This is a genomic window from bacterium SCSIO 12696, assembly GCA_024397955.1.
Lineage (GTDB): Bacteria > Pseudomonadota > Gammaproteobacteria > Pseudomonadales > Porticoccaceae > SCSIO-12696.
Window position 1 is genome coordinate 1,895,331 of the sequence record CP073744.1, and the last position, 24,696, is coordinate 1,920,026.

Here is a 24,696-nt window from a genome sequence, read left to right on the forward strand (position 1 = left end):
TGTTAACAGCATAGCTTATTGGCCGGACATGGTGTGCAGACTAACGTACCACACCGTGTACAGATATCGACCAACTCACAGATCGAGTTGCCTGAGAACAGCCAACGCTTCCCGTTCTATATCCACAATCAGGCAGCCGCAACGAAACTGCTCAGCCTCTTTGGCCACCCACAGGCATTTGGCCTGCAGCTCAATCCAGGGCATGGTGACGCCACTGCCCGTCATGGTAAAACGCAGTTTGTAAATTTGCTCTGGCATCAATGCCTGAGGGCATTCCAACAGCAGGCCTTCCCGGTGGACATTCAGCAACTTGCCGACTTTTGTCTCACTTTGTTGCAAAAAACCGATGACTTCACCGCTAACTTCGTGGCGATGGTAGCGACGTTGGTCATTTTCCTGGCTCATCAACAATACCGTTTACAACCTGTTTATTTGGAAATATACGCAATACCACGAATGCTATTAGCGGCAACTTTTTGTTCGTGTTCTGGCGGCTCCGCACGCCGTTTCCGTTTCGCCTTCGGCTTCTGAGGGGCGGAGGGTTCCGCGACATCGATCTTGGCCGCGGGCTCAACCACCGCAATTCCCTCAGCCAGCAGGCGGGCCAAATCCGCTCCAGTGCGGATATTCGACTTATCACTGCCAGGCTGGCCAAACTCAAATTGACCAATGCGTTGATTACAGCGCACCAACTGCTCACGGCGACCACTGGAAAAACGCAGCCAACTGCCAGTTTCTAGACTATCCAGACGCTCCAGCCACTGCTCAGCACTAAGAGCCGGTTCGGCGGCATCCTCTGGCGCCTCTGTATCGCCTACCGTTTCTGCCGTTTGCGGCATAGTGGCCACCTGGGCAGCGGGCCTGGCGCGACCACTTTCCAGCAGAGGCGTGTATTCCCTGCGCACCTGGGCCAACAGTTGCTGACATTGACTACTGTCCAGCTGTAAGTGATCCAGGCCGCTGGCCAGTACCGCTTCCAGCCATAGATAGTTCTGGCGCCAACGTTGGCTTTCGCTGCGGTTTTGAGGGTCGATTTGCAAACCCCACAACAGATCATCCACCACACTAAGGCCATCTTGCCAGCGGCTGTTGCGGTGGCAGTCGCTGCCCAGCTCAGTGGCCAGTGACTTCAGGTAGTCCGTCCAATGGCCATAAAGCAGGGCGCTGATGGATTCGGGCAAGGCTTGTTTGCCGATGCGCCTGCGCAGTGCCGCTGCCACCGATTCGCCTCGGGATGCATTGCGACCACTGGTGCGCTTCGCCTGTTGACGTTGTTTGCGACGCAATTGCGCCACACAGCCCCTAAAACCTTGCAGTTCTTCGGCAAAGGCATTGGCATTCACTGCCGGGTTGCCAAGCAAACGTTCTACGGCGGCGCGAATCTGATGGAAAACCGCCACCTCCCGTTTATCACCTTGCAGCCAGTCGGTGGCGGCTTCCACCATTTCCACCAACATCTGACGGGCTGGGTAGTCGGGGCGCTGAAATTGACCCGGCTCCGCCAATGCCACTTTGAGCAGAGGCATATGCAACAAGCTGAACAGCGCTTTAACCTCGTCGCCCAGGCGATTATTGCGGGAAAACTCCGCCATCACCCGGTCTACCTGTTCAATGGTTTGTCGGTGTTCGTCGCGCAGCGCCACCTGGCCATTACCGAGTAACGTAGTGAGCTGTTGCAGCAGTTCATCCGGGCTGTGGCTGACGCCATTAACAGGTTCGGCTGGCGCATCCGAGTCAATGGGTTCGCCGTGCGACCTTTCCACTGGGTGGGCAACAACCTCTGGCTCAGATACTTTTTGGTAGAACGGCGCCCGCACCACGTCGAAGCCATTGCGCGGCTCAATACCCACCACCTGCAGGGCCTCGGTGAGCTGTTGGTAAAACGGCTCAAGGTTAGCAAGCACGCCTTCATCAAATAATCGGTAAATGATTTTTTTTACTGGCAGGCCAACCTGAGCTTTGTCCAGAGCATGGCGCAATGCCAAACAAAAGCGCACCGGGCCAAGCGGGTTGAGGTCGGGATCGGCCACACCACCAGAAATTTGCGCCAATTGCTTGCTCAGTGGCCATAGCAAAAATTGATAACGGCCATCGGCACGCTGGCGAAGTGAGGTAATCAGGGATTGCTCTTCCAGCAATTCGGGGCTTTGTAGACTGAGAGAGTTCTGTGGCCGAAATGCCGCTTCACTGCTCGCCAGGGTATTGTCGGCAAACTGCCGCAGCACACCATGCAGGTAGTGAAACATATCCTGCACCAGTTGATTAGACTGCTTGCTTAACGAGCTGTGCACACGCTGCAAAGTGGCTCGCCGCTGCGGCTCTGCCTGAGCGATTCCCTGTAACAATTGCCGTAACAGCTGTTCCTGAAAGCCACTAAATAGCTCTCGCGGCCTCTGGCTGGCCAATATCCGCAATACTGCCAAGCCGCTTTCAGCGGGGCTGTTGGAGTTGGCGGTATTGGTCGGCAAATGGTCCACTGCTTTCTTATTCCAAGAAAAGTTTATCCAATTAAGCGTTTTATCCCCTAAAGGCTTCTTATTTATTCGCTTAGGTTCTTTTGTATCCGCTAATGGCTTTAAATATCAACCAGTTTTTTCTTCCACTTCCTGTTCATCTTCGGCACCGCCCTGCAGCTGATCCTGGGCACCACACAGATCCGCGTAAATTTGCTCCAGAGAGCGATCGATCAGCGGGCGATCATCCACTTCGATCACTTGCATTTCCCCCGCTGCCATCATTTGTGCCAGCTCTATACCAGAACGCAGTCCGGTGCGATGACCTCGGTGGTCCACAAACAGGAACTGCATGGTATCGAGGTTAAACCAGGACACTTTTTCGCGCTTGCCATCCGGGCCTTCAAACCAGGTGCCAAAGGTCACATCCTGAAGCTGGTCAAGGTATTGCTTTTCACCTTCTGACAACTGGTTTTGCTGCTGGAACAGGTTAAACATATCCTCTTCGTACTGGTCGACCAGGCGCTTTTTCTCTTTTTTGCTGGCTGGCCTTACCCGTTTTTTCTGCAGCGCTTTTTCAAACACTTGTTCCATGTCCGCGATCAATTCCTTGCGACTGTTGTCATCGTACCCTATGGCATCAAAGCCCTGTTCAATGCGTTGCTGAAGTGCCGGCTCGGCATTTCGCCAGCGTTTTATCTTGCGCTCATCGCCTTCCGTATCGAGCCCTTTGAGCAGATCGCGAATCACCTTAAAGCCCAATTTAACCTCTTGGGAGCTGCCGCCGTGACGCACCAGTAAAAACACCAGATAGTCAGTCCAGGGCTGCAATAAAAAAATCAGTATTGGCGAGGGCAGCTCGCGCTGATCGATCATTTCCTTGACCTTGATGCGCACCTGATCTTTGGCTTTGCGCAGGCGGGTTTCCCCCTCTGCCTGCTCGGCCATGCGTTTTTCCATCAGTTCCGCTTTGGCTTCCAGGCGCTTGAGGAACTGGTTAAAGGCCACCAACTCATCATCGAATGGCTTGCTGTCACTGCCGGTGTACTCCAGCAGGCGCTCTACCACTTCTTTAATACGACCATAGACATTGTTTTTGTCTTTCTTGCCTTCACCGGTCCAGCGGGTGCCAGCTTCTGCCAAGCGATTGAGCAGTTGACGTGCCGGGTGATCCGATTTTTCAAACAACTCGAGATCCGCACAAGCCACTTTCAAAAACGGCATGTGCAAATAACTAAGCAGGGTTTTAACACCATCCGGCACCACCGGATCATTGAGCATATAGCGGAATACCATGCCCACCAGATCGATGGTTTTCTGGTCGGCAACCTTGATATCAGACTCTTCGTGCTTATCATGCCCCAGCAATTCCTTGAGCTGGCCTACAATACTTCTCGCAACAGGTGCTTCCGATCGCGGAGCAAGTTCTACGCCTTCACTACTGAAAACCTGTTGGGCGATCTGGAGGTCTTTTTGCTGCAAATTATGCAAGGCTTGACCGAAATCTGTGGTGGAGTAACTCATGACAGGCAGGCCACTGAGCCCTATATGACCACCACCAACACCTCCGCCAAAGGTTACCTGTGGTACCACAGCTATGTGGCCATCAGATGTCAGTCGCCCACTTTCATCTGGAGCCAGTTGCACTCGATCTTGTAAAGCAGAAATATTGGCAAACAACTGGCCGTGATAGGTGGGTTGTACCGGCACTCCAGGATAAGGCGGCATTTGTGGATGGGCGGTGCCAGCCAGCCAACCATCACTCGCCTCACTCTGTTCCGGCATTTGCCCTGTGGGCATAGCACCGCCACTAAAGCCACCGCGCTCCGGTGCTTTCACCACCGAGTGGCGCAGATTCGGCAGCACGTGCAATTGGGCAAGCTCATCATTGGCTTGCTGATAAATTCGTCCCAGGCGATCCATTACCAAACGGTCGAACACTCGATACACTTCAAGACGAGTGCCAACGGAAATATCAATTTGGCGCAAGCTGTCGCGCAGCGCCAGGCAGAAGCGCCCAGGCGCCAGAGGATTCAGCTGTTCATCTACCGGGATACCGTCGTTCAGTACGGAGATGCGCTGGTTCAGCGCCCACAAGGCATCGCGAAAACGCCCTTCAGCACGCTGTTTAATGGTAGTAAGGGTAACTCGTTCTTCCAGATCTTCTTCTTCGATCAGGGCAAGGGTGGCTTCCTGTTCCTTGTCGAGCAGTGTATCCAGCTCTTCCAGTTGGCGAGCGCCAAACTGCTTGAAGGTGGTTTTAAAATGCTCAACAAAGGTACCGGTAATGGCATCCGCAGAGTCTTTGATTTTTGAGCCGGCGTAGAAGTATTCGTGTTTGGAGCCGACAAAAGCGCCTTGCTCGGTATGGTCGATCAGTTCGTCCAACAACCGAATAAAAAACTCTGGCAAGTTCTTGCGGGCAAAATCAAGCACCGCATCCTGTGCGGCCTTTAACCCCCTGCGTTTGAGTTTCAATGCACTCTGTGACACCAGAGTCTCCCCTTCTCTGACTGCTCAGTCACCAGGATTATAACGTTTTTATGGGGCCTGTTAGTAAGCCGCTTGGATTTCCCGGAGCAGCCCTTGCAATGCCGCACGTTCCGAAGCGCTTGCCGAGCTAATTGCCAACCCCTGGCGAGCAAGTTGTTCCGCCTGTTGCAGTTGCAGTGTGGCCAGATAGTTGCGGGAAAGCAACCGATAAAGCTCGGCCCGACGGCGGTCAATGCGCAGGCCACGTTCAGCCACACTGATAGAAGCGTCAAAACGCTCCTGGTTGTACAGCGCCCATCCCTCCTGGAGCAGATTGCTCACCGCTTGCGAAGCACTGCTGGCACGCCCCTCTGTGGGTGCAATGACTACCGGTGGAGCTATTTCCGGTTGGCTGGACTCTACCGGTGGCAATGGCGGTGGTGAGCCTCTGTGGGGGCCATTAGACGGTGGTAGCGTTACCGGAGCATTACTGATGGGTGCACGATAGGGGTTCACACAGGCGCTCAACAACAGCACCGTGAGTGGCAGGCAGGCACGCAACCCATTTTTTGGTAAATTCATATACTGCTCAGTACTCGTTAATCAAATAATCGTTTAAACCAATCCACCACCGAGCGACCGCTGTCATAACAAGGGCCTTTCTGTCGGGGCTCTGTGCCGTCCACAAACGGCAGGTAGCGAGCATCGCGACAACGCTCTCCGCTGAGGCGCCCTTGAGGGTCTACCCACAAATAGTTCACCTGATCCGGCTTTTGAAACGCCAGGGATTGATTGTCCATGCCTTTCATAATATCGCCCCACACCCTCAGGGCACCAGTGGCTCCGGTGAGCGGCATTTTGCCGTTATCGTCTCGCCCTAACCAAACCACACTGAGGTAATTGCCAGTAAAGCCCGCAAACCAGCTGTCCCGTTGATCATTGGAAGTACCGGTTTTGCCCGCCAACGCCAACTGCTGCGGCAACTGGCGGTAGACGCCCTTGCCCGTTCCTTCCCGTACCACCACCTGCATGGCGTACTGCAACAGGTGCACCGTCTCCGCCGGGAAGCGCTGTTCCACCTGATAGGGGTAGCGGCGCAAAGGTTGGTTATCCGCATTGTAAATCGCCCGAATCGCCCGCAGCGGCGTATAAAATCCGTCAGCGGCGATGGTGTGATAAATACCAGCCACCTCCATCGGCGACATGGTGGTCGCCCCCAGCAACATGGCGGGCACCTGATGGACGTCTCGCTCAAGCCCCAATTGCTCAACAGTGCGCGCCACCGCGTCCACACCAAGCTCCAGCCCCAGCTGCGCGGTTGCCAGGTTATAGGAGTGACCCAGCGCCTGATAAAGCGGCACATCACCATGACTCTGGCGGTTAAAGTTGCGCGGCCGCCACTGGGTACCGTCGTCAGTGGTAATTTCAAATTCTCGGTCGGGAACCAGAGTTGCCAAGTTGTAGCCCTGCTGCAACGCCGTCAGGTAAACCGCCGGTTTGATGGTAGAACCCACTGGGCGTTTGGCGTCCAGAGCACGATTAAAACCCGCGTAACGTGGCTGACGACTGCCTGCCACCGCCAACACTTCACCAGAACCTACCCGCGCCACAACGGCACCGGCCTGCAATTGGCCTTTTGTGACTCGATAACCCTGTTCCAGATTGTTCAGCCGATTGGTAATGCTTTTTTCCAACCGACGTTGAGCCTGTGGGTCGAAGTTGGTGAAAATACGCAGCCCTTCGCGGCGCAAGTCGTCGGCGCTGTAATCGCGACGCAACTGACGTTTCACCAAGTCCAGATAGGCCGGGTAATCGTTGAACGCCGTCCCCCGTTTGGCCACCACACCCAGCGGTTTGCGCTTGGCAGCGCTGGCAGTGACTTTATCAATCAGCTGTTGATTGGCCATCACGTCGAGCACCAGGTTACGGCGCTGAGTGGCGCGCTGCGGATTGCGCCACGGGTCGTAATAGGACGCACCTTTTACCAGCGCAACCAACAATGCCACTTGATGCAAATCCAGCTCGCTGACCGGCTGACGAAAGTAATGGCGGCTGGCCAGACCAAAGCCGTGAATACCGCGCCTGCCCGCCTGCCCCAGATACACTTCGTTGATGTAGGCTTCAAGGATCTCGGCCTTGCCATAGTGAAGTTCCAGCAGCAATGCCATGGGGATTTCCATTAGCTTGCGCCACAAAGTTCGATCGTTGCTGAGGTAGAAGTTCTTAACCAGCTGCTGGGTAATCGTACTGCCGCCCTGGGCCAGTTCCCCGGCTTTTACATTGGCCAAAAAAGCGCGGGCAATGCCACGCAGAGAAACCCCATGGTGCTGGTCAAAGTTTTGGTCTTCCACCGCCAGCAAGCCATCGATCAGATAGGGTGGTAACGACTCCAGGCGCACCAACTCGCGGTCTTCCAAATGCTCAGGGAAAATACCGCCGATGCGCAACGGCTCCAACCGAGCCACCGGCACCGTTTGCCCGGCGGCGGACAGAGCCGATACTTGATTACTGGCAAAACGCACGTTCAGGCGCTGAGACTGTTCGTCGTTATCCCAGAAGCGAAACCCCCGAGTGTAAAACTCTACTCGATCTCCGCGACGGCGATACTGGCCGGGTTCCGCCACCCAACCAACGGCGCGATAACCCAGCTTATCCAGCTCCCAAACCAATTGCTCTGGGGTCAGCGCTAAGCCTTCGTATAAATCCAGGGCACGGCTGTAAACATGTGCGGGCAGCGACCATTTACTGCCTTCAAACTTGGCACGCACCATAAAGTCGAGCACGATGGTCAATGGAATCAGCAATACCAAAAACCAGAGAGTGGCCTTGCCGGCAAATCGCCACAGGGATGGCCAAAAACCGCTCTTTTTTGGGGTTTTACGGCGGGAAGATTTGCGCTTAATGGTGTTTTTTCGTTTCGCCAAGGATGTGCTCGTTTGATCAGTATGTTGCAGCAATTTTTACAGCACGGATAATAGCGGGCTTACTCATCGACTAACACAGAGAATTGTGGAGATATGGCAAAATATCACCTTTACGGCCTTGGTGCCGCCCTGGTAGACACGGAAATTGAAGTACAAGACAGCGACCTGAACACCCTGGGTGTGGAGAAGGGCCTGATGACCCTGGTGGATGAAAGCCGCCAACAGGCGCTGATCGATCACTTGAGCGACCACCTGATCACCTCCCGGCGTGCCAGCGGCGGCTCAGCCGCCAACACCGTGATTGCCGCCAGCTACTTTGGCGCCAACGCCTGCTATGCGTGTAAAGTCGCCGATGACGACAACGGCGAATTCTACCTGCAAGACCTGGCCGACGCCGGTGTTACCCACCATCGCAATGGCTCCCTGCCCAGCGGCACCACCGGTAAATGCCTGGTGCTGATTACCCCAGACGCAGAACGCAGCATGAATACGTACCTGGGCATCAGTGAATCCATCAGCGCCGACAATCTCAACGCCGACGCCATTGCTAACTCTGAATACCTGTACATCGAAGGTTATCTGGTCACCTCCGAAAGCGGCCGCCCAGCCGCAGTAACCGCTCGCCAGATTGCTGAAAAGGCCGGAGTAAAAACCGCCATCAGCCTATCCGACCCAGGCATGGTGCAATTCTTTAAAGAGGGCTTGCAGGAAATGATCGGCGAGCGGGTTCACCTGCTGTTTGCCAACAAGGACGAAGCCCTGGGCTGGACCGGCAGCGACAACATCGAAGATGCCTGCGAGCAGCTAAAACAGAGCGCAGACTGTTTCGCAGTTACCCTGGGGGCAGACGGTGCACTGGTTTACGACGGCAGCGAGTTACACAAAGTTGAAGGCACAACCGTAGAGGCGGTGGATACCAATGGCGCAGGTGACATGTTTGCCGGAGCTTTTCTGTATGGCCTAAGCCAGGGCTGGGAATACTCCCGCGCCGGCGCCTTTGCCTGCCGTGCCGCAGGCCAAGTGGTGAGCCAATACGGGCCGAGGTTGCGGGCAGAGCAACACAAAGCGCTGTTGCAATAGCACCAGTGCCCAACCTGTAGTAGGGTTGCGCAATCATTCAACTTTCAAGGATCGGCCATGAAAAAACTGTTAATTACGTTCACTAGCCTGCTGTTTAGCGCTCAGCTGTCTTTCGCTGCAAGCCAAGCCCAACTGGATGCAGCGGATGAATTGCTAGCGATGATGGATATGGACAAAATGATGGGTGAGTCTGTGGAGCAAATGCTCAACCTGCAGATTCAACAAAACCCGGCCTTGGCGCAGTTCAAAGATATTATGATCAAGTTCCTGTCAGAACACCTGAGCTACGCCAGCCTGAAACCGGAAATGGTTGCCATTTATGCGGAGGCATTTACCGCCGATGAGTTGCAGGATCTGATCGACTTCTACAAAACCCCAACTGGCCAAAAATCCCTGCACCTGCTACCACAACTGATGGCACAGGGTGCACAGCTGGGGCAGGCCAAAGTGCAACAGAATGCCCACAAATTACAGCAGATGATTCGGGAAAAAATGGCCGAGGGCCAAACCCAGCAGTAATAACCCAGCTGGCATTTACAGATTCTAAGGCTGCCAACGGCAGCCTTATTTTTTTAGAACGTCAACTCCACCCCAAAGCGCATCCCTCGCCCCGGTTCGTTACTGCCGGAGCCATGACTGCGGTAAGCTTCGTCAAACACATTACCCAAGCCAAGAGTGAGGTTGACGTACTCACTGAGCACCATACCCGCCTGCAAATTCACCAAGGTATAGCCCGGAGTTCCCCCTGGCGGAATACGCTGGGTATCGCCCCGATCACCACTGCTGAGCCGGTCGGCAGTAGCGGCGATAGTAGCGTTAGCCGACAGCCAATAACGGGCATCACGGCTGTCCAAACGCACACCAAAATTGGTGGTTAGGGGCGTAATGCGGCTCAATGGTTCTCGGCTGGTGTTGGTAGCACCCAGGGTTAGCGCCTGATCCAATTCCCCCTGCAACCAGGTGATATTGGCATCTACAGAAAAACCACCGGCAAGTTGCCAGCGAGCGCTAACTTCAGCTCCGCGAACAAAGCCGCCTGCACTGTTCCGTTTACTGACCTCCACCTGGCCGTCGACGATACGACCCGTGGGTGTGCTGGCGACAAAATCTGAAATGTCGGTGTGATAAAGAACCGCTGCAAACTGAGCATTGGTGTGTTCAACTTTCAGGCCCAGCTCGCCGGTTAAAAAATGCTCGGCATCTAATTCGGTGGCGGCAACTTCAATCTCGTTACTGCGGCTACCACCAAAGCGGCTTAAATCGGCGATATTGGGTGCTCGAAAAGACTGACTAAGGCCACCCCATAGCACCCACTCGGCACTACTGTGAATATCCAGCTGATGGCTCAGGCGCAGTGAATTCACCAAGGCGCTCCAGCGGTTTTCAAAAGAGGCCGGCTCACCACTGGCTGGGTCTTCAAAACGCCCCACCCGTGCCGCCGTATACGAGTAACGACTACCCAGGGTTGCGGAGGTGTTATCCGTCAACGGAACCGTTGTCTGCAGGTAAATGCCCGCCAGATCGTAACGGGAATCATCGCCCACCGGGCCTTGAATGCGAACCTGGCGAACGCTGCCGTCCGGATTAAAGTCGGTACGCGCGCTGTCCACACGATCGCGGTAGAAATCCACGCCGTACTGCAAATCACCAAACCACAGGTTGCTGGTTAACTGCACTTCCAAGCCACTCATTTTCGAATCAAAACTTTCTTGCAAGGCCTGACCGTTACCGCGCACCCGCTCACCATCTTCTGCCCAGCCCTGCTGGGATAATGTAATCAGCGCGCGATCCACAACTCCGTCCAGATCTTTGCCAGACACACGCAAGTAGTTGAGATAGCGGCGCTGATCCTTTAAACGGCGCAAGTCAGAGCCCGTTTCGGTACCCGCAAAAGAGCGAGAAAACACGGTGGAATGAGTGCGCCAGACATCGTCCTGCTGCAATCCCTGATACACCGCCGTCAACGTCCAGCGGTCGCTGAGCTCTGTGTCGAAACGGGCATCGTAGGCGGATTCGTCGTAACCTGTGCGCGGCAAGGTTCCCAGCTCCGCCGCCTCGACATCACCAAAGTTCTTACCGGTATAGCCCAACAACAAACCCCACTGGCCGCCGCGACCCAACGCCAATTCCGAGCGCCCCACATGGCTGTCTTCCCCTTGAGAAAACCGGTAAGTCTGACGGCCAGAGACAAACCATTCCCCTTGAGGTTGGCCAGAAGCGCCGGCGTTACGGGTAAACAGGTTGAGGGCGCCACCAATGGCATCGCTGCCATAGGCGGTAGAGCTAGGGCCGTTAAGCACTTCCAGGCGATCGAGGCTGGCGAAGTCAATCAACGAAAAGTATTCGTTGGGGCCATCCCGGTACACAGAATTGTTGTAACGCACACCATCAATCAGCGCCAAGGTGCGATACCCGGTAAAACCACGAATAAATGGCGACCCTTGGCCATTGGCGGTTTTTTGCACTGTTACCCCGGGCACCTGGCGCAACGCCTCCGGCAGGTTACGCACAAAGTTATCGGCCAGTTGCTGACCATCAACCACTTGCAACGCGTAGGGCTTCTGGTGAGCCGGCTCGCCACTGCGAGTGACCGTAACCACCACCTCTTCCAATACCGAGTCTGTAGAACTGGTTGCATAAACCGTGGGCGCGAACAGGCACAAAGCGCAAATTATCGAGGTACAGCGAATCATCATGGGGTGATTGTATAAATTGAAACGGTAAAGGAAAAACCGCTAGTGAAATATGCCGGTAGTTTTATTGATGGAGATCAAAAGCAAATAATAAAACTATTGATAATGATTATCAATATGAATACTATTCACACCCCTTAACATTGCTTTGCATTTTTACCTTCTTAATAAATGGACGACACCATGAACAATCGCTCTCTGGCTATTGCCACTCTTTCTGCATGCACGCTGCTCAGCCCATTGGCCGCCGCAGACGAAAGCCTGTGGGTTTACGCAAAAGGCACCGATACCCTGCCGGAAGGCAAGTACGAAATAAAGCTCAATACCATTTTCCGCGAAGGCAAAGATTCTGGCGACTACACCTTTAACGACATCCGCCCGGAATTTGAATACGGCCTGACTGACCGCCTGACCCTTAGCGCCGAACTGATGTTTTTTGACCACAACTACAGTGTGGTGGACTGCATCGGCCCGGTGTTTGAAACTCAGGGCAACAGCGAGGAAGAATGTAACGAAGAAGGCGTACTGACCGTTGAGCCTGGCCGCTTTAACGACACCCAGTTTGCCGGTTACGAAATTGGCGCCAAGTACAACATTCTCAGCCCTTATGCTGACCCCATTGGCCTGACCGTGGGCCTGGCCTTTGAGCGCCGCGATGTCTACCGTCTGGACGGTGCCGACATCAACCAAAACTCTTACGTGGGCAATATCCTGCTGCAAAAGAATTTCCTGGACGACACTCTGGCGGTGGTACTCAACACCAAGCTGGAATTTGAGCGCCGCAAAAACCCAGGTTACGTAGCCGGCGCCGAAGGCAGTGTGCTGGAAGAGGAATTTGCTTACGACCTGAGCGTTGGCATTTCCTACCGGGTTGCCCCCAAATGGTATGTTGGCCTGGAATGGCGTCAGCAGTCTGACTTCCTCAACCCATTGGTAGATGGCGAATTTGACCCAGATTTGGAGCGCACCAACTTCGACATTGGTGACTTCCGCATCGGCAGCCGCCACCAGTACGGCTCCTACATTGGCCCCAGCGTGCACTACGGCACACAAAACTGGTGGGCCACTCTGGGTGCTCTGTGGCAGTTCAAAGGCGGCGGTTCTTTCGCGTCCTTTAACCGCGGTGGCCGCAATCTGGACGAGCACGAAAAAGTACACGTTGGTTTGACCTTGGCTCGTCAGTTTTAAGTTCCGTATTTAATGTTCTACGTCATCCCCGCCTGCGCGGGGGTGACGCCCCATAATTCCAAAGGGAACAACCATGAAACACCTTGTTTTCGCTTTTGCCTCTTTGTTGCTATTAAGCACTGCAGTGCAAGCCGAAACCTTCCTTACCATCGACGAAGCCAAAGCCATCATCTGGGGGGATGAAGCACTGACCGAAGCCCCGGTAACACTGACCAAACAGCAGGCCAAAGCGATTCGCAAAGCCAGCTCTGTGCGAGTGCGCAACCTGGACATACACGGTTGGAAAACCGCTGATGGTGGCTGGTTTATTCTCGACCAGGTGATTGGCAAGCACGAGAATATCGACCTCGCCGTAGGCCTCAATGCGGACGGTTCTGTGCGCGGCATCGAAGTACTTACCTACCGGGAGACCTACGGCCACGAAGTCCGCAATCCCAAATGGCGTGCCCAGTTCAGCAACTGGAAGCCCGGGGCAAAAACCCCCACCGGCACCACACCTGAAAAATTGAAATTGCGACGGGACATTCAAAACATTTCCGGGGCGACTCTCTCTTGCCGCCACCTCACCGATGGCATTAACCGCCTGACACACACCTGGCAGCTGGTACTGCGCGACCTCTAGCGCAGCACCAGCAATCAAGCTCCGTCACCCACTGGAATTATCATGGCAGGCATACGGGTCAGAATCGCCAAACCCTGGCGCCACACGTTGTACGCTGCGCTGAGCATTAGCTGGTGCAGTGGCATTGGCTTTTTTATTCTCAGCCGCTGGGTACGCATCGACGGTGACTTTGGCCCGGAGCGACACCCCCTGCAATTCCCGATATTGCAACTGCACGGTGGCGCTGCCTTTATCATGCTGATGCTATTGGGTGCTCTTTATGTTGGGCATGTGGCCAATACCTGGCCCCTGAAAAAACAACACCCTATGGGGCTGGCGATTGCCATACTCACCGCACTGATGGCGATCAGCGCCTGGTTGCTCTACTACCTGGCCAATGAAGATATCCGCGGCTGGATTGCCAACATTCACGCAGCGATCGGCCTGCTACTACCAGTCATTTTATGGGCTCACATCCGCCGTGCGCGCCGCAAACGGCTGGGAATGAGTGCACCTATCAAGCCCAATTCGCAGCAGCACTCTGCATAAAGCGCACTAGCCCCCATAAGCCAACCTTGGCATTGGCTGCGTCTTTGCCTATGCTCGACGGACAAAATCCTAAAAATCCGTGCCCGCCACTATGCAAAACATCGTCAATGACCTGAACAGTATTATCTGGAGCCCTGCATTTATTGGCCTGTTTCTCGCTGCAGGCCTGTTCTATTCCATCGCCACTCGCTTCGTGCAGGTTCGCCAGTTTCGGGAAATGACCCGCCTGCTGCTTAACAACAAAGATTCCGCACGGGGCATTTCTTCGTTCCAGGCGTTGACCATGTCACTGTCTGGGCGCGTGGGCACTGGCAATATCGCCGGGGTTGCGGCGGCCATCGGTTTTGGTGGGCCGGGTGCTGTGTTCTGGATGTGGGTAGTAGCATTTTTAGGGGCCGCCACAGCGTTTGTAGAAGCCACACTGGCGCAAATTTATAAAGAAGTACACAACGGCCAATACCGCGGCGGGCCTGCTTACTATATCGAAAAAGCCATGGGGCAAAAATGGTACGCCTGGGTATTTGCCATTGCCACGATTATTGCTTGCGGCTTTTTATTACCCACAGTGCAATCCAATGCCATCGGCAATGCGGTGGAGCAGGCGCTGGGCAGCGGCGCTGTGGTAGATACGGTACTGGGGCAACTCAGTACCACTAAAATACTCACCGGTCTCGGCGTCATCACTCTGCTGGGCATTATTGTGTTTGGCGGTGTTAAGCGCATTGCTCACTTTACTCAGATTGCCGTTCCCTTCATGGCACTGGCTTACATCCTTGCGGCTTGCACCATTATCGCCATCCACATCGACCAGGTTCCCGCTATGTTTGCGTTGATTTTGGGCGATGCCATGAACCCCATGGCCGGTGTGGGTGCCGCTATTGGTTGGGGCGTTAAACGCGGGGTTTACTCCAACGAAGCCGGCCAGGGCACCGCCCCTCACGCTGCCGCTGCCGCCGAGGTAAAGCACCCGGCTCAACAGGGGCTGGTACAAGCCTTTTCCGTGTACATAGACACCCTGTTCGTGTGCAGCGCCACAGCGTTTATGATTTTGATTACCGGCACCTACAATGTGGGCACAGAGCAAAGTGGCTTTCTGGTTCAAAACCTGGCGGCCTCTGTGGAAGCCAATAGCCCTGCGTTTACCCAATTGGCGATTGAAAGTGTGGCTCCCGGTGTGGGCAATTCCTTTGTCGCCGTAGCACTGTTTTTCTTTTCCTTTACCACTTTGTTGGCCTACTACTACATTGCGGAAAGCAACCTGGCTTATATGGAGCGCACACTGAAAATACCCCACGCCATGACAGCGCTAAAAATCGGCCTGATGGCAATGGTGTTTTACGGAACCGTCAAAACCGCCAACCTGGCTTGGGGGCTTGGAGACATTGGCGTAGGGCTGATGGCCTGGGTCAACATTATCGCCATGATTATTATCTTTTTTATTGGCCGACCCGCCATTAAGGCGCTGCGAGATTATGAAGAACAAAAGAGCGCTGGTATAAAAAACTATGAATTTTTACCGGAAAAACTGGGTATTGAAAACGCAGGCTTTTGGAAAAATGAAGTTTCAGCTGAACAGCAAAATCAACCCAATGACAGGCCCCAAAATCAACACCAATGAAATCAATGTTGATCCGAGCGCTTTCCAAGCAGAAAATTTGTGAGCTTCACCCACGCAGTGGCAAAACGTAAATACGGACCAAATACTGACTACGAGAAGAACTAGCGCAGTGCCATAGAGCAACCCATAGTAAATGTACTCATTATGGGTTGGGAGCTGGTTAAACAAGAGATAGAACGGCACTTCAACCACCAACATCCAAATTAGCGGCACATTAGCCCAGGCAACCGCGCAACGCACCTCTTCCCAGTTGCCCTGGCCACCCAACCAGCGACCTGTGATGTTAATTAAACTGCTGTACAACAACCAAAAAATAAAACCAATAATAGCGCCACCAATTAGGGCTGTGATAACCAGCCCGATAAAACCGTAGGGAATCTGCCCTTCGTTGGCGTTGGAAAATGTATTGGCAAAGCCCCCCAGAATAACCAACATAAAAACCGACTTGTTTGGATCGGTTGCCAAGATCTGTCGCATCGTGGCATGGGGTTTTAACCAGATAGAGAGCCACGGATTGTAATCGGTTGGTTTATATTCCGGTGTTTTTTGCTCAATCAGCTCTGACTCAGGGCTTTGATAAATATTATCCATCAACTACTTACTCCTATTGCAGAGAGTATTGCTTTGCTGTCAGAAAAGTCTTTAAAGCAGGTTTCGCCATCGATAACTTTGCCGATACGAATAAATTGATAGCCCAACTGCTGGCTGGCTACTTTATCCCAGTCACCATCACCAAAATAGGTAATGGATGAATAGCGATTACCCGTACTGTTTCGTTCGGCAAACTTCATAATTTCAGTTCGCTGACTATGTTCAGACGACGAAGACAGCACTGAACCAGAAAACTCGATACCAGCAGAACGCAGTTTTAATTGCGCTGTTTCTCGCCAGCCACCGGTTGCAAAAGCAGTCACAACTTTCGGATTGCCTTTTAATTCATCAATGAACTCGGCTGAGCCAGAAATACGATCTACGCCATTTTGATTGATATAAGAGGCAACCTTTTCAATAAAGAGCTGTTTGGTTTCAGCCATAATTTGTTGTTTTCGAGATGCCAGCGAATACCGTTCTATAACTTCCAGCAAAATTCCTGAATCCGTGACATGCCTGTAGTTAGACCAATCACTGTCTATTTTTAAGCCAGTCACTGATTCAACCGCCTCTAGATAACAGGCAGAATCAAAATCCATCGACTCAATCAGCGTGCCGTCGATATCAAACATCAGCAAATGCATTTATAAACCACCAGTGACATCCAATATCGTACCCGTCACATAAGATGCTTCTTCAGATAACAGCCAACCGATAGCGTTGGCAATTTCATCCACCTGAGCTCCACGTTTTAACGGGATTTTGTGCTTAACACGTTCCACCCGGCCGGGCTCACCACCGTCTGCGTGCATGTCGGTATAGGTAGACCCTGGCCTGACACCATTTACCCTGACACCTTGCTCAGCCATTTCCAAAGCCAAGCCTTTGGTAAAGGTATCCACCGCGCCTTTTGACGCAGCGTAATCCACGTATTCGTTAGGAGAACCCAAACGGGCTGCACCAGAAGACACATTAACAATGGCTCCGCCCCGGCCACCGTATTTAAACGCAATGCGTTTAATGGCCTCTCGGGCGCAGATAAATTGACTGGTGATATTAGTGGTAATAACGTGATTAATGCGCTGGGCGTCCATATCCTCAACACGCATTTGGGGCAGCAGTATGCCGGCATTATTCACCAGCGCCGTGACTGGCCCCAACTGGTTGTCTACGGCGTTAAAGAGCCGAACAACATCGTCCTCTATGGACACATCTGCTTGAACAGTGATGGCGTTAAAACCATCATCCATAAGCTCATTGCGCAGCTTTTCAGCATGAGCACGCTGGCTCTTGAAATTAATACAAACCGAGTAGCCCTTACTCGCCAAGTTTCGAGCCACTGCAGCACCAATCCCTCGACTACCACCCGTCACCAGGGCAACCTGTTTTGTGATCGCCATTACAACCCCTTAAAAGCCAAACTTCCTGTTTAAGCACAATACACCGAAGCGACACCCACTTCATTAGCTGTATGTCATAAAACTGCCACTCGCAACCTCTATTTTGGTCTACACCAAAAACCTTAGCATTGGACAACTGTCAATGAAGCACTCCCTTTCCCGGCGCCACTTTTTACGCGCTGCAGCAGCCACCGGCGTTGCCCTGACTGGCTGGAGCAGCCAGGTTATGACTGCACTTGCCGAATCCAACCGTCGAGAGATGTTTTCACACGGTGTTGCCAGCGGCGACCCGACTCACAACAGCGTGATAATCTGGACTCGAGTGTCAGTACCAGGCCAACCACTGGTGTCTTGGGAGCTGGCAAAAGACGGAGCTTTCAAACAATTGCTGCAACGGGGCTCAATCACTGCCAATGCTGACCGGGACCACACCATTAAAGTGGATGTGCGCAACCTCGAACCCGGGAAAACTTATTACTATCGCTTTCGCTGTAACGGCGTTGTTTCTGAGCCGGGCCGCACGCGCACATTGCCCAGCGGCTCTCTGGATAAGTTGACCCTGGCCATCGCGTCTTGCTCCAACTTTCCCTTCGGGTACTTTAACGCCTATGAGGTGATCGCCTCTGACCCAGACGTAGACTTTGTCCTGCACCTTGGGGATTACATTTACGAGTACGGCCACGATGGCTGGGGAGCAGAGAGCGGAGTTGAGCTGGGGCGGCAACATCAGCCTGCCCATGAAATTGTGTCGTTAGCGGACTACCGCGAGCGCCACGGCCAATACAAAGGGGATACTGCGTCGCGACTGATGCACGCATCTCACCCGCTTATCCCCACTTGGGATGACCATGAAAGCACCAACAACCCATACATGGAAGGCGCCCAAAATCACCAGCCAGAAACGGAAGGTGACTGGGGTTCCCGCCGCCAGGCGTCGGTGCGCGCTTACTACGAGTGGATGCCCATACGTGAGCCCGCACCCGGCATGAGCCGGGAGCAGCTGTGGCGCCATTTTGCGTTTGGCGATCTGGCATCACTGACCACATTGGAAACACGGCATACAGGTCGCGACAAGCAAATTGACTACAGCGATCACGAATCGAGTATCAAAAGCCCACAACAACGGGATGAATTCCTGGCCAACGTACTCGGCAACCCCGAACGCAAGATGCTGTCAGCGGATATGGAGCAATTTTTTGCCAACAGCATGAAGGACTCCGTATCCCAGCAGCGCCCCTGGAAATTGATTGGCAACCAGATTCCCATGGCGCGCACTCATATGCCAAATGTGCGCGGCAAACTGCCTGGCGTGGCTAACTTGTCCAGCGAGGTGTTGCAGCAGTTAGGTTATTACCTCAAGGCAGGCGATTACGACTTGCCGTTATTTTTGGACACCTGGGATGGCTACCCGGCCGCCCGTGAGCGTTTTTACCAATTGGCTCAACGTCAGGGAGTCTCAGACCTGCTGGTACTGACCGGCGACAGCCACAGTTTTTGGGCCAATCAGCTGTTTGATAGAGACAGCAAGCCCATGGGTGTAGAGCTGGGCACAACTGGCATCAGCTCCCCGGGTGACTTTGAAATCTACGGTACTGAAATAGCCAAGGTGATGGATCGCATGACAGCGGAACACAACAAGGAAGTCACCTGGGCCGACTGCCTTCACCGGGGCTTTATCAAGCTCAGCCTGACTCATAAAAGTGCTCAGGCCAGCTTTATTGCTGTCGATACTGTCAAAAGCAATCGCTACAAGGCAAAGTTGGTAAAACAGCTGAACATTAAAAAGCGCGCTGGTTCACTGTATTACGCCTAACGACGCCATAAAAAAACCGCCATTTTGCGAAAGCTAAATGGCGGTTTTTTTATGGCTGAAATTTATCCTCTAAGACAAACGATCGAACTGAACACTTGGCACAAAAAAGCCCGGCAGACCAGCTGCCGGGCAAAGCGAAACATAGGGGCAGTTATTATTTAAAAGTCCATAGTCGCTGACAGAGATACGGTACGGGGTGCACCAATCCAGGCAGCTTGCTGGGCAACCGTTCCCAAGTAGTCTTCGTCCAGCAGGTTGTTGACCACCAAGTTCAGTTTCACGCCAGAGAACAAACTGCTGACGTCAGCCAGGTCAGTACCAATGTACAAGTCGGTCACATTAAAGGATTCCGCCACCCAGGTATTGTTCAGATCCACGAAGCGGTCAGAGGTGAACTTGTTGGAGATACCGGCGTAGAAAGTCTCACCGGTCCAGTCCAAGCTGGCCACAAACAGATCTTCCGGAATACCAGCAACAATATTGCCAGGAGTAACACCGTTGAGCGTATCCACTGCAGCATCACCAGTACCCAGGTAGGAAGCATCACTGTAGGTGTAAGCCACATACAAGTTAAGGCCGTCAGCCAACTGATAATCCAACGCCAGCTCCACACCACGGGATTCAATACCACCCGCGTTGAAGTAAGTACCATTAGTGCCGATCAGGAAGTTGGGGCCCGTGGTGCCGTTGGCGCTGTTGTCGAGGAAAATCAGGCGGTTTTCAAACTGGTTGTCGTAGTAAACCGCAGACAGGTTGTAATTGCTGCCAGCGTAGCGCAAACCAATTTCTGTAGTTTCGGAGGTTTCCGGCTCGATGTTGGTCAGGTCCGCCGCAGGGCGCTCCAGCACCAAATCAGACAAGGCCTTAAAGTTTTCTGCGTAACCCAGAAACACTTCCAATCCTTCGACACCGGTTTCCCAAACCACACCGCCAGAGAGCAACACGTCCGAATCGGAATTTACCGAGGCATTGAGGCTAGGGTCGAAGCGGTCTTCACGCTCTACATCCACCAAAAATTGCTTGAAGCCCAAAGAGCCAGTTACCGCACCTACGGTGATGGTGTCTTGCAAGTACCACTTGAAAGTTTCCTGAGGGTAGCTGCGGTCGTACTGAATCCAGTAAGGCTCTGGGTCAAACTGGGCATCCACACCGGTAATGTTGTGCCAGTCACGGGACTCGTCACGAGTTTGATCTTCGTACCACACACCGGCGCGCATTTCATTTTCAAAACCCGCAAGCTCTGTGGTCCAAGTTAAGTCAGCACTCAAACCGGTGCGATCCTTGTCATAGTGAGTATGACGGTAAGATTGCACCGCATTGGCGTCGGCGGGGAAGCAGGAAGGATCCATCGCAGCAGGGGCTACGGCGTTCGGTGTGCCATACAGGTTAACCACGGTAAAGCTGGGCACACAATCCGCTGCTGGGGTCAGCACATTGCCGGCGTTATCCACAAAGAAGAAACGATCTCCGGCAGCTCCACCACGAGCCACAGTGCCACCCAAAAATTCGCTTTGCCCGGCACTATCGGTAGTGACATCAACTAAGTATGGAGGCACCCAGTCACCGCGACCGGTGTTCTGGTGCATGTAAACAGCAGTATCCAGTTGCAGGCTTTCGCTGAGTTCAAAATCTACTTTTACGTAACCGAACAGGTTTTCCCGCAAAGTTGACCAACCGCGACGGAATAGTTGATCCTGAAACGGCACACCAGACCATTCGCCGGTGAGAAAATCCGTTTCTGGGTTGGCGGCAAACTGTGCAGCGGAGTAAACCCGCTGGTAGTTGTCTTCGTGAATATCATCGTAGGACAGGTAGCCAGTCAGATTGGCATTGGCAAAAGACGATTCCACTTTAGCGGCAATGTGGTCGCGCTCATTTTCGGCAGTCTCGGTAATCCAATCTGTGGCTTCCTGTGTGGAAGCAGAAATCCACGCACGAGTATCGCCAAGGAAGGTACCGGTATCGTAGCGAACCGACAGGCGGCGGGCATCGTAATCACCCATGGAAACTTCTGTGCGCACGCGGGAAGTTTCCAACGGCTTGTCAGTCAGGTAGTTGAGCGTACCGCCCAGTGCTTCATGAGAGCGGGAGCCAATATCGGCAGTACCTTGTGATACATCCACACCGGCCAAGTTACCCGGGTCGATAAAGCGGTTGGCTTTGGAGCCACCGCCGTAGTTGGAGTTTCCGTTGGGCATACCATCAATGGTGGTGCCCACCTGCTGTTCACCCAGGTTAGTGGTAAAACCACGAACGGTGATCGACGTTGACCAGTCGTCAAAGCCGTAAGTATCACCTTCATTGACAGTAACGCCAGGCAAGTTGTCGATCACCGCATTGATGCTGGTCAGGCTCGACTGTTGCAGCTTCATGGACTCAGTCACCTGGTTGTTGGCGTAAGTGGTACGCTGGCCACTGACTACGATCTCTTCGCTAATGTCACGATCAGCGCTGGCATTGGTACCATCATCAGCCAGAGCACAGGCACCAGTAGCAGACGCAATAGCAGCTACCAGCAGCTTACGCTGCCAGTGATTTTTAACAGGGGTGTGAATGTTCATCATAGCTCTCCGGGTTTTTGGTATAGACCAAGTTTCGAGAGAAATGATAGTTCTCGATTGTTACACAATTAAGACCGTGAGCTGTTCTGTGAGAACTAAGTGCAGCTTATGAGTTCTAATCACTTTGGTCAGTTGCCGTGTCGAGATCAATCGTGATACAAACCAATCCCATCAGCGCCATCTTATCGAAGTAAAAATGACCAAATCTGCGCACAACAATTTTGTCTATGCCTACGTACGCGACAGACTCACCGAGCAAATACGATCTGGAGAGTTAGCCGCCGGAGAGCAATTACCCACCGAACGAGAGTTGTGTGAACGTTTTGAAATAACTCGGCCAACCCTGCGTCAGTCATTGGCACAACTGGAAAACGAAGGCTTGATCTTTCGCCAGAATCGCATCGGTTGGTTTGTGTGTTTACGCAAGCTGCGCTACAACCCGATGCGCCATATCTCTTTTTTGCAGTACGCTGCTGAGCAGGGCTTTCAGCCTCAAACTCGGGTTATCAGTCAGGAAAAATGCAAACCGCCCCAGCATATTGCGGACAAGTTGGGGATGAATCCACGAGCTCATGCTGTGCACCTCACTCGGGTACGCTCTGTCGATGAACGCCCCGTATTGGTAGAACGCCTGTGGTTTAACCCCAAGGCCATGCCCGGCATGGAACAAAAAGATCTGGCGGGCTCCATCACTGCCATTCTAAAAAACGACTTTCACCTGAAAAGCCTGGTATTCGACGTTACTGTAGACACGACCTGCCTGCTAAATCCTCACGCCAGTTACCTTGAAACCAACGAAGGAGCCCTGGGGCTTAAGCTGGTTCGAATAATCAGTGATAACAACGGTCAGGTGATGGAATACGATGAAGAGTATTGGCGCCACGATGCCCTGCAAATTGAAAACCAGGCAACCCTGGCTTTTACATAGGGTTAGTAAAGACTAAAAACCTAAATAACAGACGCTGACTGACCCCAATAGTTTATTGGCCAGCCAAGCTGTTGGGCGGTTTCGGCAAGTTGTGGGTTCGGATTTACCGCACAAGGGTTTGGTACAAGTTTCATCAGCGGCAAGTCATTGTGGGAATCTGAGTAAAAATAGCCGACAGCCTTACCCAGCGATGGATAATTCATGGCTTTTAGCCACTGCTGAAGACACTCGATTTTCCCCTCGCGATAGCTGATTGGGTATTGGCACTGGCCACTGATCACACCCTTGTCGAGCGACACCACAATGCCGATGCAGTCAGATACCGCCAGTGATCGCCCGATGGCGTTGACCAGAAAATCGGGGCTGGCAGAAATAATAACCGGCAGATGACCCTGCGCAATATGGTGCTGCAATTGAGCGCGTGCTTCAGTAAAAATACGAGGGGCAATCCATTGATCAACGAACAATGTCAGTAACGATTGCAATTCATTGAGCGTCTTTCCATGCAGCGGCTGCAGCCAAACACTCATATAACGCTCCATATTCATATGGCCGTTATTGTAGCTCTCCATCAACACACAACATTGATCGTAAGCCCGAGCTGCACCGTCCCAACCTTGTTCCATTAAAAACTGTAGCCACAATTGAGCACAGTCACCGTTAATCAAGGTTTCATCCAAATCAAAGGCGGCAATTAACGGGTAATCCTGACAAGCTTTTTCCAGGACTGACGATACATCGGGCTGCACTAGAGATGTCATATTCAAGCCGCAAATTTGAGGTCGCGCGGATTATGTTTTGGTGTAGACCAAAATGCAAGCTTTAGATCTGCCAACCTCATGGAAGTTATTCAGCTCACCACGGGAGCGAGCTTAATGACCAAATGAATAGCAACCTTGAGTTAGCCAGCAATAGTCGCCAAAGTACCTTCCAAACTCTCGCATTGTGCCAACAGCTCGTCCATTTGTTGATCTGACAACGCCAAAACCTCCAGCGCCGGATCGCTGCGAAGCGTATCTTCATCCGTTGCGTTCGGATCGAGCATATGCCGGGCAAAAGCCACCGAAGCCTGAATAATGGCCACGGGATCATTGCTGCGGTTAATGCTTTCCACACACTCTTGGCGACTGATCGCCTGAGTGACCAACAAGGGCATTTCCCAGCCTTTACAGACTTTCAAGCCCACTTGCTGCTGGTATTCCTCCTCCAGTTGCTCAACCAGGGCTGGCATCAATTCAACACCCATTTTTGCCGCCAGTTTTAACACTGCCTGCAGCACCACCGGGCGGCCAATAGAGTGCAGTAGCGCCGCCAAAAATATGGTGTCTTCACAGCTACCCAGTTGCCGTGAAATGGCTTTGCTCCACAGGGCGGTCGCCAGGGAATGCTTCCAGATCTCGATAGCCCGCCATTCGTAACCGGGTACTTTGAACAGTTTGGCACTGAGCGTGGACGCTAGCGCAATATCGGATATCGTGCGCATGCCCAACCGGGTAATAGCTTGTTGCAACGAATCCAGCTTATTCACTGGAGAATACGCTGCAGAGTTGGCAATGCGCATAGCGTGGCTGGCCAAAGCCTGGTCTCTTTGCAGTAGGCTAGCCAGCTGCTCGCTGGATGACTCAGGGTCCATGGTCAGCTGAACAACCTGATTGGCTACTGCGGGTAGCATTGGCAGTTCCATAGTGCCCTGCTCAATCATTTCTTCAAGGGCTTCGCGTATTGGGTGACTATCCATTTTCATTCAATGTCTCAGTAGTTATTGTCGGGGCAAGGTACCTTGTCTATTATCGGTCGCTGTCCACTTTTATTAACAGAGCAGTTA

The 24,696-nt window shown here is 53.0% G+C and carries 20 protein-coding genes; 8 read left to right on the forward strand and 12 right to left on the reverse strand.

Going from position 1 to position 24,696, the window contains the following annotated elements; translation table 11 throughout:
• Positions 1–75: 75 nt before the first annotated feature.
• The 5 genes from KFE80_08735 to mrcB all read right to left on the reverse strand — a co-directional run bounded on the left by KFE80_08735 (position 76) and on the right by mrcB (position 7,849).
• Positions 76–405 (reverse strand): PilZ domain-containing protein, encoded by a 330-nt coding sequence (locus tag KFE80_08735; protein ID UTW44480.1) that lies wholly within the window; start codon positions 403–405, stop codon positions 76–78.
• Positions 406–428: 23 nt separating this feature from the next.
• Positions 429–2,477: a DUF1631 family protein gene (locus KFE80_08740; GenBank protein ID UTW44481.1), complete on the reverse strand. Its 2,049-nt coding sequence runs from the start codon at positions 2,475–2,477 to the stop codon at positions 429–431.
• Between the two features lie 105 nt (positions 2,478–2,582).
• On the reverse strand, positions 2,583–4,946 hold the full coding sequence (locus KFE80_08745; GenBank protein UTW44482.1) for a DUF1631 family protein: 2,364 nt from the start codon (positions 4,944–4,946) through the stop codon (positions 2,583–2,585).
• 60 nt (positions 4,947–5,006) lie between these two features.
• Entirely contained in the window at positions 5,007–5,507 is a 501-nt protein-coding gene (locus KFE80_08750) for a hypothetical protein (GenBank protein UTW44483.1), read from the reverse strand.
• A 17-nt stretch (positions 5,508–5,524) separates the two neighbouring features.
• Positions 5,525–7,849, reverse strand: coding sequence for a penicillin-binding protein 1B (gene mrcB, locus KFE80_08755; protein ID UTW44484.1), 2,325 nt, complete (start codon positions 7,847–7,849; stop codon positions 5,525–5,527).
• 93 nt (positions 7,850–7,942) lie between these two features.
• On the opposite strand from mrcB, the gene KFE80_08760 reads away from it, so the two are divergent.
• Together KFE80_08760 and KFE80_08765 are read left to right on the forward strand one after the other, a co-directional pair.
• Positions 7,943–8,929, forward strand: a complete 987-nt coding sequence (locus KFE80_08760; protein UTW44485.1) for an adenosine kinase — start codon at positions 7,943–7,945, stop codon at positions 8,927–8,929.
• Between the two features lie 57 nt (positions 8,930–8,986).
• Positions 8,987–9,448, forward strand: a complete 462-nt coding sequence (locus KFE80_08765; GenBank protein ID UTW44486.1) for a DUF2059 domain-containing protein — start codon at positions 8,987–8,989, stop codon at positions 9,446–9,448.
• Between the two features lie 53 nt (positions 9,449–9,501).
• On the opposite strand, the gene KFE80_08770 is transcribed toward KFE80_08765, so the two are convergent.
• Positions 9,502–11,625 (reverse strand): TonB-dependent receptor, encoded by a 2,124-nt coding sequence (locus tag KFE80_08770; GenBank protein ID UTW44487.1) that lies wholly within the window; start codon positions 11,623–11,625, stop codon positions 9,502–9,504.
• Positions 11,626–11,805: 180 nt separating this feature from the next.
• Here KFE80_08770 and KFE80_08775 point away from each other — a divergent pair, with 180 nt between their 5' ends.
• The 4 genes from KFE80_08775 to KFE80_08790 all read left to right on the forward strand — a co-directional run bounded on the left by KFE80_08775 (position 11,806) and on the right by KFE80_08790 (position 15,578).
• On the forward strand, positions 11,806–12,810 hold the full coding sequence (locus KFE80_08775) for an outer membrane beta-barrel protein (GenBank protein ID UTW44488.1): 1,005 nt from the start codon (positions 11,806–11,808) through the stop codon (positions 12,808–12,810).
• A gap of 73 nt (positions 12,811–12,883) precedes the next feature.
• Positions 12,884–13,432, forward strand: coding sequence for an FMN-binding protein (locus KFE80_08780; GenBank protein UTW44489.1), 549 nt, complete (start codon positions 12,884–12,886; stop codon positions 13,430–13,432).
• Positions 13,433–13,474: 42 nt separating this feature from the next.
• Positions 13,475–13,960 carry a hypothetical protein gene (locus KFE80_08785; protein ID UTW44490.1) on the forward strand — a complete coding sequence of 162 codons (486 nt, stop codon included), beginning with the start codon at positions 13,475–13,477 and terminating at the stop codon, positions 13,958–13,960.
• Positions 13,961–14,051: 91 nt separating this feature from the next.
• Positions 14,052–15,578, forward strand: a complete 1,527-nt coding sequence (locus tag KFE80_08790; GenBank protein UTW46682.1) for an alanine:cation symporter family protein — start codon at positions 14,052–14,054, stop codon at positions 15,576–15,578.
• Here KFE80_08790 and KFE80_08795 read toward each other — a convergent pair.
• Genes KFE80_08795 through KFE80_08805 form a run of 3 tightly spaced genes read right to left on the reverse strand, consistent with a single transcriptional unit; the run spans position 15,525 to position 17,569 of the window.
• A complete protein-coding gene (locus KFE80_08795; protein ID UTW44491.1) occupies positions 15,525–16,169 on the reverse strand; it encodes a YIP1 family protein in 645 nt (214 codons plus the stop codon). The genes KFE80_08790 and KFE80_08795 overlap by 54 nt on opposite strands.
• Complete coding sequence (locus KFE80_08800; protein ID UTW44492.1) at positions 16,169–16,801, reverse strand: HAD family hydrolase; 633 nt, start codon at positions 16,799–16,801, stop codon at positions 16,169–16,171. The genes KFE80_08795 and KFE80_08800 overlap by 1 nt, the downstream gene beginning before the upstream one ends.
• Before the next feature lie 12 nt (positions 16,802–16,813).
• Positions 16,814–17,569 carry an SDR family oxidoreductase gene (locus tag KFE80_08805; protein UTW44493.1) on the reverse strand — a complete coding sequence of 252 codons (756 nt, stop codon included), beginning with the start codon at positions 17,567–17,569 and terminating at the stop codon, positions 16,814–16,816.
• A gap of 142 nt (positions 17,570–17,711) precedes the next feature.
• Here KFE80_08805 and KFE80_08810 point away from each other — a divergent pair, with 142 nt between their 5' ends.
• The gene (locus KFE80_08810) at positions 17,712–19,382 is read left to right on the forward strand and encodes an alkaline phosphatase D family protein (protein UTW44494.1); all 1,671 of its coding nucleotides are present in this window, start codon (positions 17,712–17,714) and stop codon (positions 19,380–19,382) included.
• A 158-nt stretch (positions 19,383–19,540) separates the two neighbouring features.
• On the opposite strand, the gene KFE80_08815 is transcribed toward KFE80_08810, so the two are convergent.
• Entirely contained in the window at positions 19,541–21,943 is a 2,403-nt protein-coding gene (locus KFE80_08815) for a TonB-dependent receptor (GenBank protein UTW44495.1), read from the reverse strand.
• Between the two features lie 196 nt (positions 21,944–22,139).
• Here KFE80_08815 and KFE80_08820 point away from each other — a divergent pair, with 196 nt between their 5' ends.
• Positions 22,140–22,871, forward strand: coding sequence for a UTRA domain-containing protein (locus tag KFE80_08820; protein ID UTW44496.1), 732 nt, complete (start codon positions 22,140–22,142; stop codon positions 22,869–22,871).
• Between the two features lie 20 nt (positions 22,872–22,891).
• Here KFE80_08820 and KFE80_08825 read toward each other — a convergent pair whose 3' ends face one another.
• The gene (locus KFE80_08825) at positions 22,892–23,632 is read right to left on the reverse strand and encodes an HAD family hydrolase (GenBank protein ID UTW44497.1); all 741 of its coding nucleotides are present in this window, start codon (positions 23,630–23,632) and stop codon (positions 22,892–22,894) included.
• 140 nt (positions 23,633–23,772) lie between these two features.
• Positions 23,773–24,615 carry an HDOD domain-containing protein gene (locus KFE80_08830; GenBank protein ID UTW44498.1) on the reverse strand — a complete coding sequence of 281 codons (843 nt, stop codon included), beginning with the start codon at positions 24,613–24,615 and terminating at the stop codon, positions 23,773–23,775.
• Between the last annotated feature and the right edge of the window lie 81 nt (positions 24,616–24,696).

Excerpts from the sequence above, each read along its gene's own strand:
- KFE80_08735 (UTW44480.1), bottom strand. The coding sequence starts at position 405 with ATGAGCCAGGAAAATGACCAACGTCGCTACCATCGCCACGAAGTTAGC.
- KFE80_08750 (UTW44483.1), bottom strand. The coding sequence starts at position 5,507 with ATGAATTTACCAAAAAATGGGTTGCGTGCCTGCCTGCCACTCACGGTG.
- KFE80_08760 (UTW44485.1), top strand. The coding sequence starts at position 7,943 with ATGGCAAAATATCACCTTTACGGCCTTGGTGCCGCCCTGGTAGACACG.
- KFE80_08765 (UTW44486.1), top strand. The coding sequence starts at position 8,987 with ATGAAAAAACTGTTAATTACGTTCACTAGCCTGCTGTTTAGCGCTCAG.
- KFE80_08770 (UTW44487.1), bottom strand. The coding sequence starts at position 11,625 with ATGATGATTCGCTGTACCTCGATAATTTGCGCTTTGTGCCTGTTCGCG.
- KFE80_08775 (UTW44488.1), top strand. The coding sequence starts at position 11,806 with ATGAACAATCGCTCTCTGGCTATTGCCACTCTTTCTGCATGCACGCTG.
- KFE80_08780 (UTW44489.1), top strand. The coding sequence starts at position 12,884 with ATGAAACACCTTGTTTTCGCTTTTGCCTCTTTGTTGCTATTAAGCACT.
- KFE80_08785 (UTW44490.1), top strand. The coding sequence starts at position 13,475 with ATGGCAGGCATACGGGTCAGAATCGCCAAACCCTGGCGCCACACGTTG.
- KFE80_08790 (UTW46682.1), top strand. The coding sequence starts at position 14,052 with ATGCAAAACATCGTCAATGACCTGAACAGTATTATCTGGAGCCCTGCA.
- KFE80_08795 (UTW44491.1), bottom strand. The coding sequence starts at position 16,169 with ATGGATAATATTTATCAAAGCCCTGAGTCAGAGCTGATTGAGCAAAAA.
- KFE80_08800 (UTW44492.1), bottom strand. The coding sequence starts at position 16,801 with ATGTTTGATATCGACGGCACGCTGATTGAGTCGATGGATTTTGATTCT.
- KFE80_08805 (UTW44493.1), bottom strand. The coding sequence starts at position 17,569 with ATGGCGATCACAAAACAGGTTGCCCTGGTGACGGGTGGTAGTCGAGGG.
- KFE80_08810 (UTW44494.1), top strand. The coding sequence starts at position 17,712 with ATGAAGCACTCCCTTTCCCGGCGCCACTTTTTACGCGCTGCAGCAGCC.
- KFE80_08815 (UTW44495.1), bottom strand. The coding sequence starts at position 21,943 with ATGAACATTCACACCCCTGTTAAAAATCACTGGCAGCGTAAGCTGCTG.
- KFE80_08820 (UTW44496.1), top strand. The coding sequence starts at position 22,140 with ATGACCAAATCTGCGCACAACAATTTTGTCTATGCCTACGTACGCGAC.
- KFE80_08825 (UTW44497.1), bottom strand. The coding sequence starts at position 23,632 with ATGACATCTCTAGTGCAGCCCGATGTATCGTCAGTCCTGGAAAAAGCT.
- KFE80_08830 (UTW44498.1), bottom strand. The coding sequence starts at position 24,615 with ATGAAAATGGATAGTCACCCAATACGCGAAGCCCTTGAAGAAATGATT.